Consider the following 15,196-nt stretch of genomic DNA (forward strand, 5'->3'; position numbering starts at 1 on the left):
AATAAATAGAAAAAACAAAAACATCCCTGCTGTGTGCGTATTAACTGACATAGTAAAGAGCCAACACTATGACATAGGGAGTCCGGTCTCTAAATGTGGCATATATGCCCTATTGTTAGGGAAATATAAAGCATTTAGGAGGACACCCACCTGGGTTGAGCGGGGTCTCTATTTACTGTCAGTTGTACGGCATGGTGGGGTATTTTTTTGAGGTGGAAAATTTGCAGCACAGATTTTCTAGGACACAGCTCCTTCTTGGAAGTGAAGGGCTTGATAAATTAAAAAAATCGAAAGTAGCCGTCATAGGCATTGGCGGGGTAGGATCTTTTGCAGCCGAAGCTCTGGCCAGGGCGGGGATTGGAGAATTGGTTCTTGTAGATGACGATGTGGTATGCATTACCAACATAAACCGTCAGATTCATGCATTACAGTCTACAATAGGATTGCCCAAAGTGGAAGTAATGAAAAAAAGAATCCTGGATATAAACCCTGAAGCCCATGTCATCTGTTTTAAAGAATTTTATTCAGAAGAAACAGCCGAAAAAATATTGGCCGGCAATTTAAATTATGTGGTGGATGCCATTGATACCATAAAATCCAAAGTCGACTTAATTATCAGGTGCAAGAAATCGAACATTCCCATAATTTCATCCATGGGGGCAGGAAATAAGCTTGACCCTACAATGTTCAGGGTGGCCGATTTATTTCAAACTTCGGTGTGTCCGGTAGCCAGGGTACTTCGGAGAGAGCTTCGAAAATCGGGCATACAAAAGGATGTAAAGGTTGTATTTTCAACTGAACAGCCGATCAGAATCAGAAATGAAAACATATGCAAGACCGGGTGCGTCTGCCCCAAAGATTCAGTAAAACATTGTAAATTTTCTAGAAGCATTCCCGGAAGCATTTCTTTCGTTCCATCTGTAGCTGGATTAATCATGGCAGGAGAAGTAATAAAAGACTTATTAAATATTTGACTATTTTATTTTGAAGTTATATAATTATTATACCCCTATATGGTATTGGAGGTTGTTTTATGCAGTGTGAAAACAGTTGCTCATATATACATAACAAAGATAATATTTTAAGACGTTTGAAAAAAATCGAAGGCCAGGTGAAAGGAATACAGAGGATGGTAGACGATGAAAAATATTGTGTTGATATACTTGTCCAGATTGCGGCGGTTAGGGCAGCTTTAAATAAGGTTGGGTTGATCGTTTTTCAAGACCATATAAGAGGCTGTGTAGCTCAGGCACTGGATACGGAAAAAGGGGATGAAAAAATAAACGAACTGGTAGATGTAATATTAAAATTTATCAAATAATCCGGGAGAGTGAAATATCTTGAGAGAGAAAGCTTTGGTAGTAGAAAATAAGGGAAATGAGGCAAAGGTGGAGATATTAAGGTCATCTGCATGCGGGCACTGTAGAGCATGTTCGGCGGGTACGGAAAGCAAACCTCTTTTTATTTGGGCCAAAAATCCTTTAAAGGCCGGCGTGGGTCAGTTGGTTGAGGTGGAAATGCAGGCATCAACTATGCTTACAGCTGCATTTATAGTATATGCGATACCTCTAGTCGCATTTATTATCGGTATAGGCATAGGTTATAGTGGAGCGGGCTTCTATCATATAAAATCAACGGAATTATTTTCATTGTTGATTGGTTTGATTACCATGGGTATAAGTTTTTTGGGAATTTACTTTTACAGTAAAAAAGCTGAAAAAACAAAAAAATATTTTTCAAACATAGTAAGTATTTTGGAAAAATAAGCCGCTTGTATTGACAATTTGGGCATTTTTTTAATATAATTCATTCGAGTGCAAATTTATGGAGGTTTTTTAGATGATGACAAGCAATGAAATAAGAGAAAAATTCCTCGAATTTTTTGAAAGCAAAGGACATACCAGAGTAGCCAGTTCTTCTCTGGTGCCTCACAATGATCCAACCCTTCTTTTTGCCAATGCGGGAATGAACCAGTTCAAAGAGGTTTTTTTGGGCTTAAAGAGTTTGCCTTTTAAAAGAGCGACCACGTCCCAAAAATGTGTACGGGCAGGCGGGAAACACAATGATCTGGAAAGTGTCGGAAGGACTGCTAGACATCATACATTTTTTGAAATGCTGGGAAATTTCTCCTTCGGGGATTATTTTAAAAGAGAAGCAATAACATATGCGTGGGAATTTTTGACGGAGGTTTTAGGTCTTCCTAAGGACAGGTTGTGGGTAAGCATATATAAAGAAGATGATGAAGCCTTTGAATTGTGGCAGGAAGTGGCCAATATCCCGGCTGAAAGAATAGTGCGAATGGATGAAAAAGATAACTTCTGGAGCATGGGTGACACGGGCCCGTGCGGACCCTGCAGCGAAATATATATCGATAGAGGAGAGGAATACCGCTGTACTGCCGACGAATGCAAAATCGGCAAATGCGATTGCGACAGATGGAGGGAATTGTGGAACCTGGTATTTATGCAGTATAACCGAGATGAAAACGGCAACTTGACGCCATTGCCCAAACCCAGCATAGATACTGGGATGGGACTTGAAAGAATTGCCACAGTAATGCAAAACGTGTATAGCAATTATGATACAGATTTGCTGAGACCCATCATCGCTTTTGTTGAAAATATGACGGGTAAAAAATATTATGATGATGATAGAGGTTTCCCGTTCAGAGTAATAGCAGACCATTCCAGAGCTGTGACGTTTTTAATTTCTGACGGGGTGATTCCCGGCAATGAAGGCAGGAGCTATGTCTTAAGAAGAATACTTAGAAGGGCTGCCCGGTATGGCAGAGAATTGGACTTGAATGAACCGTTTCTTTACAAAATAGCACCCTGTGTGGTATCCTTAATGGAAAATGCTTATCCTGAGCTACGAAAGAATTTAGATTATATTCAAAAGGTGATAAAATCTGAAGAAGAACGCTTCAATGAGACATTGAGTGATGGCCTGAAAATGCTTTCGGATGAAATAAATCGGCTTACACGGGAACAAAAAGATATTATCCCTGGAGAAACTGCTTTTATGCTGTATGATACTTTTGGTTTTCCACTTGATTTAACACGCGATATAGCCATGGAAAAAGGATTTTCTGTTGATGTTAAATCGTTCGAAGTGCTAATGGAAAAACAGAGAGAGAAGGCAAAAGCAGCAAGAAAAGAAAGTTACAAGATAGATGAATTATTCGATATTCTCGCACCTTTGCCGCCCACGGAATTTTTGGGATATGACAGGCTGGAATCTGAAAGCCTTGTACAATGCATTATATCAAATCAAATTTCTGTTGAAAGCTTTAGAGACAAAAGTCAGGAAATAGCTATAGTGCTGGACAGAACACCGTTTTATGGTGAGTCCGGCGGTCAGGTCGGAGATACGGGTATTATAGAAAATGAAGATTTTATATTCAGGGTGACCGATACACAAAAGACTCCCGATGGAAAGTTTTATCATATAGGAAAGATCGAGAAAGGTGAAGTGCGGGTAAAAGATAAGGTTACAGCAAGAGTAGACATCGACAGAAGAAAGAGCATTGCTCGCAATCACAGTGCCACTCATCTTTTACACATGGCCTTAAAACAGGTTCTTGGGGAACATGTGAACCAGGCAGGCTCTTTGGTAAATGATACCGGATTGAGATTTGATTTTTCGCACCACTCCCCCATGACGCCGGAGGAACTGAAAACAACAGAAGAAAAAGTAAATGAGGCCATTTTAAGTAATCTTCCCATAACAGTAGATATAACTACTGTACAGGAAGCACAGAAACGGGGAGCCATAGCTTTATTTGGCGAGAAGTACGGCGAAAAAGTGCGTCTGGTTTGCATGGGTGATTACAGTATGGAACTTTGCGGAGGCACGCATGTGAAATCCACTTCAGAAATAGGCTTGTTCAAGATTGTATCCGAAAATAGTATAGGCGCTGGCTTAAGGCGCATAGAAGCCGTTACCGGAAAGAACCTGCTAAATTTCCTGAATACAACTCTCCAGAGTTTTAATGATGCGGCTACTTTACTCAAAACTTCTCCTCAGCAAATCAATCAAAAAATAAATGAACTGCTGGAAAGGTTAAAATTCTACGAGCGTGAAATCGAATCTTTGAGTCAACAGGCTATAAATGCCCAGTTGGAAGATGTTTTTCGAAAGAAGATAGATTTAAAGGGTATCACAGTTATTTATTCGAGAGTAAAAGCAAGAGAAATGGATGATCTCAGGAAAATGAGCGATGCCTTGAGACAGAGAATAAACAGCGGTATTATTGTTCTCGGTAGTGTGGTTGGGGGGAAGGCAAATTTTGTGGCTTCAGTTTCCGACGACCTTGTAAAAAAAGGTTACCATGCTGGGAAGATTATAAAACAAGTTGCTTTAATAGCAGAAGGAAGCGGCGGAGGTAGAAGCGACTTCGCCCAGGCAGGCGGGAAAAACCCTGAAAAACTTGATGAAGCTCTAAATTCTGTACCACGTTTTTTAAATGTCGTATGATAACCTACTGGGAATAAAAACCTGTCAATATGAAATAATATAGAGGAAAAGCGTGGAATTTTCCACGCTTTTAAATTAAAAAAAGGGTTTTAAAATATGAATATAGAATATATCTAAATAGAAAGAGAGGGAGATGCAATGGGGCAGGATTTCCAGGAAACGATGAAATTTAAAGTGGAAAAAGACAAAGCCACAAATACCAGGGATATTTTGCAGAAGGTTTATGATGCCCTTAAACAAAAGGGATACAATCCTGTAAGTCAGATTGTTGGTTATCTTTTATCCGGAGATCCGGCATATATAACAAGTTTTAACAATGCAAGAAATCTTATTAGAAAGCTGGAGAGGGACGAACTCCTGGAGGAATTGTTAAAATACTATATAGAAGAATCTTAAGCCAGGAAACTTGCTTTTTTTTTGGAAGGTATTTTTATGGAGTATAATATATTGGGAAGAACAGGAATAATGGTCTCACGGCTTTGTTTTGGAAGCCTGGGTATAAGCCCTCTGCAGTCACAATTATCCATAGATGAAGGAACCGAAATAATAATGGAAGCTTTTCAGGCAGGGGTAAATTTTATTGATACGGCAGAGTTTTACAATAATTACGCCTTCATCAGGCGGGCCCTGAAGCTTACTGATTCGAAGGTTGTTGTTGCATCAAAATCCTATGCTTACACATATGAAGGGATGCAGGCAAGCGTCGACCGTGCAAGAAGAGAAATGGACGTAGATGTTATAGATATTTTTATGCTCCATGAACAGGAATCAAGACTTACATTAAAAGGTCACAGGAAAGCGTTGGAATATTTATTGGACGCAAAAGAGAAAGGAATAATTAAAGCTGTTGGCGTTTCTACACATACCGTGGAAGTGGTTGATGCTGCATCTACCATGAATGAAATTGATGTAATCCATCCAATAATAAACATAAAAGGAATCGGTATTAAAGATGGTAATATAAAACAGATGGAGAAAGCAATAGAAAAGGCCTATAAGAATGGAAAGGGAATATATGGCATGAAATGTCTTGGAGGTGGCAACTTAATCAATATCAGGGAACGTGCTTTTAAGTATATCCTGGATTTTCCCTACCTTCATTCTGTAGCCGTAGGAATGAAAACATGTGCAGAGGTAAGAGCAAACTGTTTGATATTTGAAGGGAAAACCATACCCGAAGAGCTGGCACATGAAATTGATGTTCAGAAAAGAAAACTTATCATTGAAGATTGGTGCCAGGGCTGCGGGGAATGTGTGCGGCACTGTAAATACAAAGCACTGTCCATTGTCCGTGGCAAATCTGTAGTGGACGCGGAACGATGCATTTTATGCGGTTATTGTGCTGGATATTGCCCGGATTTTTGTATAAAAATTATATAACAGAGGCACTACTTATGCGAATTTTAGGGCTGGACGTAGGAGAAAAAAAAATCGGTGTCGCTATTTCCGACGAGCTTGGTTTTACAGCACAGGGAATCGGGGTGATAGCGAGGCGGGGTTTAAAGCAGGATTTAAAGCAGATTGAAGATCTGGTAAAACAATACAATGTAGGGAAAATCGTATTGGGCCTACCCAGAAATATGAATGGTACATTGGGGCCTCAGAGTGAACTAGTAAAAAAGTTTGGTGAATCATTGAAAAAGAATTTAAGAATCGAAATTTCATACTGGGATGAAAGACTAACAACTGTGGAGGCTGAACGTTCTTTAATTGATTGCGATTTGTCACGAAAAAAACGCCGCTATGTTATCGATAAAGTAGCTGCGGTATTGATATTGCAGGGTTACCTTAATTACCGCTCAAATGTTGACATCGATTAAAATGTACTATACAATATTTGTAATTTCATAGATTGGAGTGAAAAAAATGGAGGAAAAGGAAACTATAACTCTCTACGATGAAGATGGGCAGGAAACCGAGTTTGAAGTATTGGGTATAGTAAATGTGGAAGATAATGATTATGCGATTTTAGTCCCTCTGGATGAAGATGAAAATGAGGGTGAAGAGGCTTACATCTTTCGAATCGATACTGATGAAAACGGTGATGAAGTCCTGATGGAAGTCGAGGATGATAATGAGTTTGAGGCAGTAAGAGGAGCGTGGGAGGCTATCAGCGAAGGAGATTATGATATTGAGGATGATTATGACGAGGAAGAAATTGATGATGAAGAAGAGTAAAATAGCCTTTGATAAAAATCTTGACAGAATATAATTTGATGTTTATAATATAAGCTAATTTAACATGTCAAAGCAGTGAAGAGGAAAATTGGAGAATATCCTTATAAGAGAGCTGGTGGATGGTGCAAATCAGCAGGGATTCTTCATTTCCACCTTGGAGCAGTTGGCGATGAGCCAAACGGAGAAAGCCGTTATTTTAAACGAGAGCTAATTTGGTAAAATCCGAATAGGGTGGCACCGCGGTAAAATCCGCCCCTTGAATAGGGCGGTTTTTTTATATCTTAAAGGGAGAGTGGATTGCATGAAAAAACATCATTTAAGAATTCCCGGCCCTACAGAAGTTCCTGAAAGAGTCCTTAGTGCCATGCAAACTTCTATGTTGAACCATAGGGGAGAGGAATTCATACATTTGTTTAAAGAAGTTTCAGAAGAAATAAAAGAAGTCTTTCAAACTAAAAATGATATACTCATATTTCCTTCCTCAGGAACTGGAGCTATGGAAGCAGCTGTTGTAAATCTGTTTTCCCCCAAAGATCATATTTTATCTTTCCCCAATGGAGTATTCAGTGAAAGATTTGCTCAAATAGCGGAATCGTTTGGAGCTACTGTAGAAAGGATTCCTGTGGAATGGGGCCAGGCCGTATTGCCGGAAATTGTTCGAGAGAGGCTTGCTAAAGATAAAAAAAATGAAATAAAAGGAATATTGTTTACTCATAATGAAACTTCCACAGGAGTTTTGAATGAGATAAAAGCCCTCCGGGAAGCTGTGGGAGACCATCCTGCAGTCATACTGGTAGATGCCATCAGCTCATTGGGAGCGGTTGATTTAAAAACCGATGAATGGAATCTGGATGTGGTAATCACCGGTTCCCAGAAAGCTTTAATGCTTCCACCGGGTCTCAGTTTTATTTCCATCAGTCCTAAAGCGTGGGCCAGGGTGGAACAGTCCAGAATGCCAAAATATTACTGGGATTTCAAGGCCGCAAAAAAGAGCCTTGAAAAAGGGCAAACACCTTATACGCCGGCAGTTTCTCTGATATTTGCCCTAAAGGAATCTCTGGAATTAATAAAAAAAGAAGGGCTGACCAATATTTTTCAAAGGCACATAACTATTTCAAGGGCATTGAGGGCAGGCATTAAAGCTCTGGGTATGAAGCTTTTTGTAGATGATCGCTGGGCATCTCCAACCGTGACTTCTGTCGATATTACAGGGTATGAAGCGCTAAATCTTTCGAAAACGCTAAAAAACAAATTTAATATTACAGTAGCAGGCGGTCAGGAAAAATTGAAAAACAGAATTTTGAGAATAGGGCATCTGGGTTATGTTGATAAAATGGATATAATTAACGTGCTGGCGGGATTGGAAATGGTTCTGAAAGACCCCGACCTTTACGGAAAAGGTGTAAAAGAGGCGGAATTGTACTTTGAAAGGGGAGAAAATCAGCAGTGAAAATTCTTGTAAGCGATGATATTGCACAAGAAGGCATAAATATCTTAAAACAGGAATACCAGACGGATGTAAGGACAAAATTAAGCGAGGAAATGCTGGCGGATATAATCGCAGAATATGACGCGCTTGTGGTCAGGAGTGCTACAAAAGTGACGGCCAAAATAATTGAAAACAGCAATTTGAAAGTAATCGGGCGAGCCGGTGTCGGAGTAGATAATATAGACCTTGATGCCGCGACAAAAAAAGGGATTCTGGTGGTTAACGCGCCTGAAGGCAATACGACAGCTGCCAGCGAACATACGATAGCTTTATTAATGGCCCTTGCCAGGAAAATCCCGGAAGCGGTGCAGAGTTTAAAAAATAAGATTTGGGACCGGAAAAAGTTCATAGGGATCGAGTTAAATGGTAAAACCCTGGGCATAGTTGGACTTGGGCGGATAGGCAGAGAAGTGGCAAAAAAAGCTATTGGCCTCGGTATGAACATTATTGCCTACGATCCTTACATTATCAAACAGCAAGTGGAAAATATGAATATTACTGTGTCAGACCTTGATACAGTATTAAAAGAAGCTGATTTTATAACATTTCATGTACCGCTGACTAAAAACACATACCATATGGTTGGTGAAAAGCAGTTTTCAATGATGAAGGATGGAGTAATGCTCATCAACTGTGCAAGGGGAGGCATAATTGATGAAGAAGCTCTATATGCAGCGATGAAGTCGGGCAAAGTAGCCGGGTGTGCTTTAGATGTCTTTGAAAATGAACCTCCTCTTGGAAGTCCTTTAATTGACTTGCCCAATTTAATAGCCACGCCTCACCTGGGCGCTTCCACGCAGGAAGCTCAGATATGCGTAGCGGTAGAAGTAGCTAAGGATGTCATAAGAGCCTTAAAAGGAGAAATGGTCAAAAACCCCGTTAATATGGTTCATATTCGACCTGAAGAATACAGTGAAATTAGACCGTATGTTGATCTTGCCGAAAAAATGGGGGCACTCTATACACAGCTCAGAAATGGCAGAATAAGTGAAATGGAAATGATATATACGGGAAAAATTGAAAAAATGGATGTAAAAATGATTACCACAGCCGGTATAAAGGGAATACTTTCAAACATTCTGCAGACTCCCGCAAATCTTGTAAATGCTCCATTGTTGGCCCGTGAAAGGGGGATAAAAATTATTGAGAAAAAGATAAACCAGGGTCAGGATGCGCCGGGGATGGTAACCATGAAAATTACAACGGATAAAGGAGTCGGGTCTGTTACAGGTCAAGTCCTGGCAGGATCCGACGAGAGGATAATTGCCATAGATGAATACAAGATTGATTTAATTCCCAAAGGCAATATTCTTCTAACATTCCATAGAGACAGACCCGGTATTGTAGGTAAAGTAGGTACATTATTAGGGAAAAATGACATAAATATCGCATACATGCAGCTCGGCAGAAAGTCCTATAGAGGAGAAGCTTTAATGGCCCTGGGTATTGACGAGAATTTGCCTGATGACATATTAAGCGAAATCAGAAAGATTGACGGCTTGGAAAATGCGGTTTTGATAAAACTTTAAATTCTTGACAGTGGTTTTCATTTGCACTATACTTGTGGTAAGACTAATCTGGGGGGACAAAAGTGGAGATAACAGAAAAACAAGATGAAAAAAGCCGTCGCATAAAATTAATTGAAGAAAAATTAAAAGGAAAAGAATGTAAACTTACTCCTCAGCGGAGAGCTACGCTGGACGTGCTTTTAGAAAATCAATCGAAACATTTAAGCACTGAAGAGATATACGGGCTTGTTAAAACAAAGTTTCCCGATGTTGGTCTTGCCACTATTTACAGGACTTTACAATTATTTGATAACTTCGATATAATAAAAAAGCTTAATTTTGGCGATGGATGTTACAGATATGAATTAAGCGAAGAACAAAAACATCAGCACCATCATCTTTTATGTATTAAATGCGGCAGAGTTCAGGAATTTGATGATGACCTTCTGGGCGAACTTGAACAAAAAATTGAAAGAAATAATGATTTTAAAGTGGTGGACCACGTGGTCAAATTTCTTGGATACTGCAATGAATGCCTGCAATCCTATGATAAATGAAGACCTGTCAAATGACAGGTCTTTTCAATTAATATTTTAAATTTTAATTAAGGTCGTAAGGTTGCTGTTTTCAATCCGCAAGCAAAGATTACATTTGTTTTTTTCTAAGAAACATCTTGCTGAATTCGGCGGCCATAAACGGTATCAAACCAAAGGCCACTATAATATCCCAATCGTAAAATGACAGAAAAATGGTGTCAAATACCATTCTTAAATATGGAATATATAATACGGACAAAAGTAATACGAAAGATATGACTGTACCTAGAACCATAAACTTATTTTTAAAAAATCCGATACTGAATACCGAGTATGTCTCGGAGCGGGATGTATATGCGCGTAAAAGCTCACTGAAAATGAGAGTTGCAAAAGCGTACGTTCGAGCGCTTTCTATATCGCCCTTAAAATGTAAGGCATAAATGAAAACTCCCAGAATAGATGCTGTCATAAAAATGCTTTGAATAGCTATCTGCCACTTCATACGGGTATCCATTATCGGTTCATCAGGCTTGCGCGGAGGCTTATTCATGATATTAGGCTCTTTTGCTTCCATACCTAAAGCCAGTGCCGGGAATGCGTCTGTCAGCAAATTCAACCACAATAGCTGTATGGGTTTCAACGGTACCGGAAGGCCGACGAGCATTGCTACGAAGATAATTAATATTTCTGCTATATTGCACGACAGCAAAAAGAATATAAATTTGCGGATGTTGGAGTATATGACTCTTCCTTCTTCAACCGCTGAAACAATACTGGCGAAATTATCATCAGTTAGTATCATGTCTGCAGTTTCTTTTGCCACATCGGTACCTGTAATACCCATGGCAATGCCGATGTCAGCTTTTTTCAATGCCGGTGCATCGTTTACGCCGTCACCGGTCATAGCGGCAATATGGCCGTTTTTCTTTATGGCGTCTATGATTTTTAGTTTGTGTATCGGGGAAACCCTGGCATAAACCGATACGTCTTTTGATGCGGTGGCAAGTTCTTCGTCGCTCAAAGCGTCAAGTTCCGCTCCTGTCAGAACTTTCGACTCATCTTCGATCATACCCAACTCTTTTGCAATTGCTACAGCAGTATCTTTGTAATCGCCTGTTATCATCACAGGGCGAATACCGGCATTTTTACACACTCTGATAGCTTCCCTGGCTTCAGGCCTTGCCGGGTCAATCATCCCAATTAATCCAACGAAAGTCATATCTTTTTCCACGTCTTCAGAATTCGGCACCTGTGGAATAACGCTGATTTCCCTATACGCTAAGGCCAGCACTCTCAACGCCTGAGTAGCCATTTTATGGTTTGCTTCTAGAATATTTTTCCTATCTTCATCGGTGATGGATAATACCTTTCCTCTTTTATAAATTGTCGTGGATAAGTTAAGAATTACATCGGGAGCTCCTTTTATATAAGCCACATAGCTCTGGCCAGCTGGATGAAAGGTGGTCATGCGTTTTCTGTCGGAATCAAAAGGTATTTCCTGAAGGCGCGGGATGATTTTTTCAAGTTCCTGGACATAAATGCCCGCTTTTGCCGCTGCTACCACCAGGGCTCCTTCGGTGGGGTCTCCCAGAATGCGCCAGGATTTCTCATTATCTTTTTCGGTACCGCTCTCTTCCAGCCTTGCATCATTACAGAGAGTCCCAATGGTGAGCAAAAGCTTAATATTTGCATCAGCCTTTGGATCTATTACGGAATCTTCAAAAGTAAAATCGCCATAGGGCCTATAGCCTTCACCGGAAATTGAATACATTTTGCCGTCGGTGTAAATTCTGGTGGCTGTCATTTCGTTTTGAGTAAGGGTTCCGGTTTTATCGGAACAAATAACAGTAGTGCTGCCAAGGGTTTCTACCGCATGAAGTTTCTTTATAATAGAGTGACGCTTAACCATTCTTTGCATTCCTAAAGCCAGAACGATTGTTACAATAGCCGGCAGTCCTTCGGGTATTGCAGCTACCGCTAAACTTACGGCAGTCATGAACATCTCCAGCACCGGAACTCCTCTTGCAAGTCCCAACAGAAAAACAACAGCGCAGATGGCAAGGCTTGCAATGCCTAGTATTTTACCAAGTTCTTCGAGCTTTTTCTGAAGGGGAGTGTCTTCCTCCTGGTAGGACTCGAGCATTTCTGCAATCATGCCAATTTCGGTATTCATACCTGTGGCGACGACTATGCCTTTTCCTCTGCCGTAAGTGACCACAGTCCCCATAAAGGCAGAATTTGTCCTATCTCCCAGAGGCACTTCTTCCTGAAATACTATATCAGCATTTTTTTCAACAGGAACAGATTCACCCGTAAGGGATGCTTCATCGATTTTTAAATTCAAACTCTCAACCAGTCGCAAGTCCGCAGGCACATAATTTCCTGCCTCCAGCAGCACCAAATCTCCGGGGACCAATTCTCTTGCAGGGATTTCCTTTATATGACCATCGCGGATAACCTTTGCTTCCGGAGCAGCCATTTTTTTTAATGCTTCAAGTGCTTTGCTTGCCCGTGATTCCTGAATGACTCCGAGAACGGCGTTTAAAATAACAATGAGAATGATTACGGCAGAATCAGTAACTTCCCCAATGGCTATGGAAACTATGCTTGCCGCGATTAAAATGAGTACCAGAAAATCTTTGAACTGTTCCAAAAACATTTCCCAAATGGTCCGGTTTTTCTTGGCCACAAGTTCATTGTAGCCGTGTAAATTCAATTTTTCCCGAGCTTCATCAGATGTGAGTCCATGTTCAAGATGAGTTTTCAAGGCTTTTGAAATGTCTTTTTTCTCAAGAGTATACCATTTTTTATTTTCCAACAATTATCCTCCCTCACAAAGTTTATATATTTATTATGTGGAGAAATAATAATTTTAGTAAGCGTAACCACCCCTTCCCTGAATTTTCAAAAGTAAAAAGACCTTTAACATAATTCTCGAGAATTATGTTAAAGGTCTTGCCCTCCGGTAAACCAGAGGATAAAGCCAGGTATGAAATACCGTGATGGTGGCTTTATCAAAATTGGCTACTCCCCTTTAACGGGAAAATAAAGTTTTTTCTCGAATCAATTATATAATAAAAGAAAGGGGTTGTAAATAAGATTTTGATTTTGAGGAAAACATGTTGACTGAATATAATAGTAAGGATAAACTAAAAGTAGTCGTGTGAAAGATTTCGAAAGTTTGTTCCAAAAATGCAAAAATTATACGAAAGGAGTATATTTATGAATCAAGTGCGATATCTGGCAAGAGCTGCCGCCATAGCTGCTGTTTATGCCGCCGTTACATACCTTTTGAAACCCATAAGTTATGGTCCCATACAGGTGAGAATATCCGAGGCCCTCACTATTTTACCAATGCTTGAGAGCTCGGCTGTTCCAGGGCTTTTTGTGGGGTGTTTGCTTGCAAATATTCTGGGAGGTTTGGGGCCATGGGATATATATGGCGGAAGTCTTATAACTCTTGTGGCGGCTTATATCACAAGCAAAACCAGAAATCCTTTTTTGGGAGTTTTGCCGCCTGTGTTACTAAATGCTTTCGGGGTTTCGTATTATCTGAGTTTCTTATATGATATGCCATACTGGATGACCGTATTATACGTTGGCGCAGGGGAATTTATCGCAGTGGTAGGTCTGGGGATTCCACTATACTATTTTATTAAGAGAAAAGGTTTTGAAAGGATTTTTAAAAAATAAACCAAAGAAGGTGAAATCTCCGTGAATTATAACACAATATGGCAGAGGTTAATAGAAAGTGAAATATGTTCATACATAAAGAACTACAGAAAAATATTTATTTTTTGTCTGTCGGTTTTTGTTGTTGCGACATTTTTACTGATATGGTTTCAATTTATGCTGAATCCAAAAGATAAGACCAGTGAAGCCTTTGTGGAATTTGAAGTGAAAAATGGAAAGCCGGCAAAAGAATTGGCTCAAAACATGTACGAGGAAGGTCTTATAAAAAATCCAATCATTTTCAATCTATATGCAAAAATGAAGGGATACGATACTAAGATAAAATCAGGTACGTATTTGCTGGGACCTTCAATGTCACCCGGTGAAATACTAAATAAAATGATTAGAGGTGATGTGTTGCGAAGGGAACAAAAAATAACCATACCCGAAGGTTATACTCTGGAAAAAATTGCTGAGATTTTTCATGAGCATAATCTTTTATCTAAAGATGAATTTTTAAAGACAGCCAAAGTCGTTAATTTCAAAAATAAATATAAATTCCTTGAACCTCTGCCGTGTGAAGCCAACCTTGAAGGTTTTTTATTCCCCGATACATATTTTTTTCCATCAGGAAAATCCGCCGACTATTATATAGATGTTTTACTAAAAAGGTTCAATGAGGTGTATTTTGGAAGAGGATATGATCTGCTACAGGAAAAATCCGGCCTTACAACGTTCCAGATTATCACTCTGGCTTCTATTATCGAAGCGGAAGCCAAACTGGCAGATGAAAGACCTTTAATATCTTCGGTTTTCCATAATCGGCTGAAGAAAGGAATGGCGCTTCAGTCCTGTGCCACCATAGAATATGTTTTAAAAGAGCATAAGGAATTCCTTACTTTAAAAGATCTCGAGGTGGATTCACCGTATAATACATATAAATATCCGGGCTTGCCTCCCGGGCCTATTGGCTCTCCGGGGATATCTTCCATTGAAGCGGCATTAAGCCCCGCTGACTCGGATTTTTTATACTTTGTTTCCAACGGGGACGGTAGTCATACTTTCAGCAAGACGTACGCCGAACATTTAAAAAATAAAAAAATCTTTGATTCTAAATCCTCGAGCACCAGGTCCGATGTATTAAATCGGTAAATTTTTTGAAACTTTGTGCGGCATTCATCCTGACCCCTAGCGGATCAGAATGAATGCCGCAGTCGTTATAAAAAAAGTTAGATGAACAGTCAAATTGCCGGAGGAACCCAGAATTTACGGCTGTTTATTGAATATTGGGGCATAATATCCCATAAATTGGGAATTATACTAACTGGTGAATGGAA

The 15,196-nt window shown here is 39.8% G+C and carries 14 protein-coding genes, 1 other RNA gene and 1 other annotated feature; of the genes, 14 read left to right on the forward strand and 1 reads right to left on the reverse strand.

Translation table 11 applies throughout. The annotated features are described in order from the left end of the window. Nucleotides 1–20 precede the first annotated feature (20 nt). The 12 genes from ssrS (at nucleotide 21) to AC6I1H_RS18070 (ending at nucleotide 10,208) form a co-directional block, all read left to right on the forward strand. Nucleotides 21–205: non-coding RNA, 6S RNA (gene ssrS, locus AC6I1H_RS18015), on the forward strand. A gap of 16 nt (nucleotides 206–221) precedes the next feature. After that, nucleotides 222–974, forward strand: coding sequence for a tRNA threonylcarbamoyladenosine dehydratase (locus AC6I1H_RS18020; RefSeq protein WP_497738878.1), 753 nt, complete (start codon nucleotides 222–224; stop codon nucleotides 972–974). A 59-nt stretch (nucleotides 975–1,033) separates the two neighbouring features. Next, nucleotides 1,034–1,321: a metal-sensitive transcriptional regulator gene (locus AC6I1H_RS18025; RefSeq protein ID WP_497738879.1), complete on the forward strand. Its 288-nt coding sequence runs from the start codon at nucleotides 1,034–1,036 to the stop codon at nucleotides 1,319–1,321. Nucleotides 1,322–1,340: 19 nt separating this feature from the next. Beyond that, complete coding sequence (locus AC6I1H_RS18030) at nucleotides 1,341–1,766, forward strand: SoxR reducing system RseC family protein (RefSeq protein WP_497738880.1); 426 nt, start codon at nucleotides 1,341–1,343, stop codon at nucleotides 1,764–1,766. Between the two features lie 73 nt (nucleotides 1,767–1,839). Then, a complete protein-coding gene (gene alaS / locus AC6I1H_RS18035) occupies nucleotides 1,840–4,476 on the forward strand; it encodes an alanine--tRNA ligase (RefSeq protein WP_497738881.1) in 2,637 nt (878 codons plus the stop codon). Nucleotides 4,477–4,614: 138 nt separating this feature from the next. Then, nucleotides 4,615–4,872 carry an IreB family regulatory phosphoprotein gene (locus tag AC6I1H_RS18040; RefSeq protein ID WP_497738882.1) on the forward strand — a complete coding sequence of 86 codons (258 nt, stop codon included), beginning with the start codon at nucleotides 4,615–4,617 and terminating at the stop codon, nucleotides 4,870–4,872. Between the two features lie 36 nt (nucleotides 4,873–4,908). Next, nucleotides 4,909–5,856 (forward strand): aldo/keto reductase, encoded by a 948-nt coding sequence (locus tag AC6I1H_RS18045; protein WP_497738883.1) that lies wholly within the window; start codon nucleotides 4,909–4,911, stop codon nucleotides 5,854–5,856. Nucleotides 5,857–5,870: 14 nt separating this feature from the next. After that, the gene (gene ruvX / locus AC6I1H_RS18050) at nucleotides 5,871–6,296 is read left to right on the forward strand and encodes a Holliday junction resolvase RuvX (protein ID WP_497738884.1); all 426 of its coding nucleotides are present in this window, start codon (nucleotides 5,871–5,873) and stop codon (nucleotides 6,294–6,296) included. Nucleotides 6,297–6,342: 46 nt separating this feature from the next. Continuing rightward, complete coding sequence (locus AC6I1H_RS18055) at nucleotides 6,343–6,654, forward strand: DUF1292 domain-containing protein (RefSeq protein WP_497738885.1); 312 nt, start codon at nucleotides 6,343–6,345, stop codon at nucleotides 6,652–6,654. 66 nt (nucleotides 6,655–6,720) lie between these two features. Further along, nucleotides 6,721–6,914, forward strand: a binding site (T-box leader). A 41-nt stretch (nucleotides 6,915–6,955) separates the two neighbouring features. Beyond that, on the forward strand, nucleotides 6,956–8,104 hold the full coding sequence (locus AC6I1H_RS18060; RefSeq protein ID WP_497738886.1) for a pyridoxal-phosphate-dependent aminotransferase family protein: 1,149 nt from the start codon (nucleotides 6,956–6,958) through the stop codon (nucleotides 8,102–8,104). Then, nucleotides 8,101–9,672, forward strand: coding sequence for a phosphoglycerate dehydrogenase (gene serA, locus AC6I1H_RS18065; RefSeq protein ID WP_497738887.1), 1,572 nt, complete (start codon nucleotides 8,101–8,103; stop codon nucleotides 9,670–9,672). The genes AC6I1H_RS18060 and serA overlap by 4 nt, the downstream gene beginning before the upstream one ends. 62 nt (nucleotides 9,673–9,734) lie before the next feature. Beyond that, entirely contained in the window at nucleotides 9,735–10,208 is a 474-nt protein-coding gene (locus AC6I1H_RS18070; protein ID WP_497738888.1) for a Fur family transcriptional regulator, read from the forward strand. Nucleotides 10,209–10,296: 88 nt separating this feature from the next. Here the strand turns inward: AC6I1H_RS18070 and AC6I1H_RS18075 are convergent, their stop codons facing one another. Further along, entirely contained in the window at nucleotides 10,297–13,005 is a 2,709-nt protein-coding gene (locus tag AC6I1H_RS18075; RefSeq protein WP_497738889.1) for a calcium-transporting P-type ATPase, PMR1-type, read from the reverse strand. 404 nt (nucleotides 13,006–13,409) lie between these two features. Between AC6I1H_RS18075 and AC6I1H_RS18080 the strand changes: the two genes are divergently transcribed. Together AC6I1H_RS18080 and mltG are read left to right on the forward strand one after the other, a co-directional pair. After that, a complete protein-coding gene (locus AC6I1H_RS18080) occupies nucleotides 13,410–13,880 on the forward strand; it encodes a QueT transporter family protein (RefSeq protein ID WP_497738890.1) in 471 nt (156 codons plus the stop codon). A gap of 21 nt (nucleotides 13,881–13,901) precedes the next feature. Continuing rightward, nucleotides 13,902–15,011, forward strand: coding sequence for an endolytic transglycosylase MltG (gene mltG / locus AC6I1H_RS18085; protein WP_497738892.1), 1,110 nt, complete (start codon nucleotides 13,902–13,904; stop codon nucleotides 15,009–15,011). The last annotated feature ends 185 nt before the right edge of the window (nucleotides 15,012–15,196 follow it).

The sequence above is a fragment of the Biomaibacter sp. TOL genome (assembly GCF_059717795.1).

What these genes read in the sequence shown, in the direction of transcription:
- AC6I1H_RS18025 (WP_497738879.1), top strand. Translation starts at nt 1,034, where the DNA reads ATGCAGTGTGAAAACAGTTGCTCATATATACATAACAAAGATAATATT.
- alaS (WP_497738881.1), top strand. Translation starts at nt 1,840, where the DNA reads ATGATGACAAGCAATGAAATAAGAGAAAAATTCCTCGAATTTTTTGAA.
- AC6I1H_RS18040 (WP_497738882.1), top strand. Translation starts at nt 4,615, where the DNA reads ATGGGGCAGGATTTCCAGGAAACGATGAAATTTAAAGTGGAAAAAGAC.
- AC6I1H_RS18045 (WP_497738883.1), top strand. Translation starts at nt 4,909, where the DNA reads ATGGAGTATAATATATTGGGAAGAACAGGAATAATGGTCTCACGGCTT.
- ruvX (WP_497738884.1), top strand. Translation starts at nt 5,871, where the DNA reads ATGCGAATTTTAGGGCTGGACGTAGGAGAAAAAAAAATCGGTGTCGCT.
- AC6I1H_RS18055 (WP_497738885.1), top strand. Translation starts at nt 6,343, where the DNA reads ATGGAGGAAAAGGAAACTATAACTCTCTACGATGAAGATGGGCAGGAA.
- AC6I1H_RS18060 (WP_497738886.1), top strand. Translation starts at nt 6,956, where the DNA reads ATGAAAAAACATCATTTAAGAATTCCCGGCCCTACAGAAGTTCCTGAA.
- AC6I1H_RS18080 (WP_497738890.1), top strand. Translation starts at nt 13,410, where the DNA reads ATGAATCAAGTGCGATATCTGGCAAGAGCTGCCGCCATAGCTGCTGTT.